This is a genomic window from Paracerasibacillus soli (assembly GCF_042432965.1).
Classification (GTDB): Bacteria; Bacillota; Bacilli; order Bacillales; family Amphibacillaceae; genus Paracerasibacillus; species Paracerasibacillus soli.
The window spans coordinates 1-1,915 of the sequence record NZ_JBHLWL010000046.1 but is presented as its reverse complement, the minus strand read 5'-3'; the positions used below and the strand labels follow the sequence as shown (position 1 = coordinate 1,915).

The window sequence follows — 1,915 nt, the reverse complement described above, 5'->3', positions numbered from 1 at the left end:
CAGTTAGTGATTGTGCATCGGTTGATTTTATAAGTACTTTAGCTCTTGTATGATATGAAATAAAGCAGTGTTCTTTAACGATTGATGTACGTGCAATAAAGGAAGCATTACAAGCTTTACAGAAAAATCGCTGTTTCTTTAAGTTTAAAAACGTTGGATAGATACCAGACATTGGTAAGGTAATACGTGATGTTTTTATCTTGTATATCGAGTAAAATTTTCATATTATTAGAGTAAGACAAGTGATTTCCCTCCTGAATTTGGTTTTGGTCGACTTTAATTCTACAGGGAAACTCACTTGTTTTCTATTTTTACTAATACTAAAAATAGTGTTAGTGAATTTTTATCACCAACACTATTTATTGTAGAGCAACTATTTATTGTAGAGCCCAAAAAAGACGCTCCAACGATTTAATAAACCGTTAAAACGTCAATATATCAAGGCTTCCGATACCAGTGGTCGGGGTCGAACCGACACGTCCCAGGGGACACGGGATTTTGAATCCCGCGCGTCTGCCAATTCCGCCACACTGGCATAAAATAAAAAAAGACTTGGAGGCGGCAACCGGATTTGAACCGGTGATAAAGGTTTTGCAGACCTCTGCCTTACCACTTGGCTATGCCGCCACCTACAATTACATAAAATTAAGATGGAGCGGAAGACGGGATTCGAACCCGCGACCCCCACCTTGGCAAGGTGGTATTCTACCGCTGAACTACTTCCGCTAATTGGCTGGGCTACTAGGATTCGAACCTAGGAATGACGGGACCAAAACCCGTTGCCTTACCGCTTGGCTATAGCCCAATAAAATATGGGGCGACCGGAGGGATTTGAACCCTCGCGTGCCGGAGCCACAATCCGGTGCGTTAACCACTTCGCCACGACCGCCATATTAAGAAATTGGCAGGGGTAGTAGGAATCGAACCCACATCAAAGGTTTTGGAGACCTTCGTTTTACCATTAAACTATACCCCTAGAATGGTGGAGGGGGGCAGATTCGAACTGCCGAACCCGTAGGGAGCGGATTTACAGTCCGCCGCGTTTAGCCACTTCGCTACCCCTCCGTAAAAGATGGCTCAGGACGGAATCGAACCGCCGACACAAGGATTTTCAGTCCTTTGCTCTACCGACTGAGCTACTGAGCCAATATGTATGAATTTGTCAATGGCGGTCCGGACGGGACTCGAACCCGCGACCTCCTGCGTGACAGGCAGGCATTCTAACCAACTGAACTACCGGACCAATGTAAATCTAAAGATTTGGTTGCGGGGGCAGGATTTGAACCTGCGACCTTCGGGTTATGAGCCCGACGAGCTGCCAGACTGCTCCACCCCGCGATAATGTAAAGATTCTTTAATTATTAATGGTGGAGGATGCAGGGCTCGAACCTGCGACCCCCTGCTTGTAAGGCAGGTGCTCTCCCAGCTGAGCTAATCCTCCGTATTTATGGTGACCCGTACGGGATTCGAACCCGTGTTACCGCCGTGAAAGGGCGGTGTCTTAACCGCTTGACCAACGGGCCATGTTAAAATATCATGGCGGAGAGCGAGGGATTTGAACCCTCGAGACCACTTTCGCAGCCTACACGATTTCCAATCGTGCTCCTTCGACCACTCGGACAGCTCTCCATGGCTCCACAGGTAGGATTCGAACCTACGACCGATCGGTTAACAGCCGATTGCTCTACCACTGAGCTACTGTGGAATGGACAAATATAGAATTATAGCCAAGTGATCTTTTTACTCGACAATCAATATTATAATTGTTTTTTTAAAAAAATCAAGTTTATTCTATTCAAAGTAAGTTATACCCTGAAAACCAAATAAGAAATATAATAAACAATCAACTATAGTAAGAAGCTAGTCAAGTCCTCGATCAATTAGTATCCGTCAGCTGCACATGTCACCATGCTTC

General features: G+C 45.4%; 14 tRNA genes. All 14 read right to left on the bottom strand.

From position 1 onward, the window contains the following. Positions 1 to 451 precede the first annotated feature (451 nt). Positions 452 to 535, bottom strand: a tRNA-Leu gene (locus ACFFIS_RS13290). Between the two features lie 18 nt (positions 536 to 553). Next, positions 554 to 627: transfer RNA gene (locus tag ACFFIS_RS13285), tRNA-Cys, on the bottom strand. A gap of 24 nt (positions 628 to 651) precedes the next feature. Then, positions 652 to 726 (bottom strand) — tRNA-Gly (locus ACFFIS_RS13280). Positions 727 to 730: 4 nt separating this feature from the next. Then, positions 731 to 805: transfer RNA gene (locus ACFFIS_RS13275), tRNA-Gln, on the bottom strand. A gap of 8 nt (positions 806 to 813) precedes the next feature. Next, a tRNA-His gene (locus ACFFIS_RS13270) sits at positions 814 to 889 on the bottom strand. A 13-nt stretch (positions 890 to 902) separates the two neighbouring features. Beyond that, a tRNA-Trp gene (locus ACFFIS_RS13265) sits at positions 903 to 976 on the bottom strand. Positions 977 to 980: 4 nt separating this feature from the next. Next, positions 981 to 1,065: transfer RNA gene (locus ACFFIS_RS13260), tRNA-Tyr, on the bottom strand. A gap of 8 nt (positions 1,066 to 1,073) precedes the next feature. Beyond that, a tRNA-Phe gene (locus tag ACFFIS_RS13255) sits at positions 1,074 to 1,146 on the bottom strand. Positions 1,147 to 1,166: 20 nt separating this feature from the next. Continuing rightward, a tRNA-Asp gene (locus ACFFIS_RS13250) sits at positions 1,167 to 1,243 on the bottom strand. 18 nt (positions 1,244 to 1,261) lie between these two features. Then, a tRNA-Met gene (locus tag ACFFIS_RS13245) sits at positions 1,262 to 1,338 on the bottom strand. Between the two features lie 27 nt (positions 1,339 to 1,365). Beyond that, positions 1,366 to 1,441, bottom strand: a tRNA-Val gene (locus tag ACFFIS_RS13240). 7 nt (positions 1,442 to 1,448) lie between these two features. Then, positions 1,449 to 1,523: transfer RNA gene (locus ACFFIS_RS13235), tRNA-Glu, on the bottom strand. 14 nt (positions 1,524 to 1,537) lie between these two features. Beyond that, positions 1,538 to 1,629 (bottom strand) — tRNA-Ser (locus tag ACFFIS_RS13230). A 1-nt stretch (position 1,630) separates the two neighbouring features. After that, positions 1,631 to 1,705 (bottom strand) — tRNA-Asn (locus ACFFIS_RS13225). Between the last annotated feature and the right edge of the window lie 210 nt (positions 1,706 to 1,915).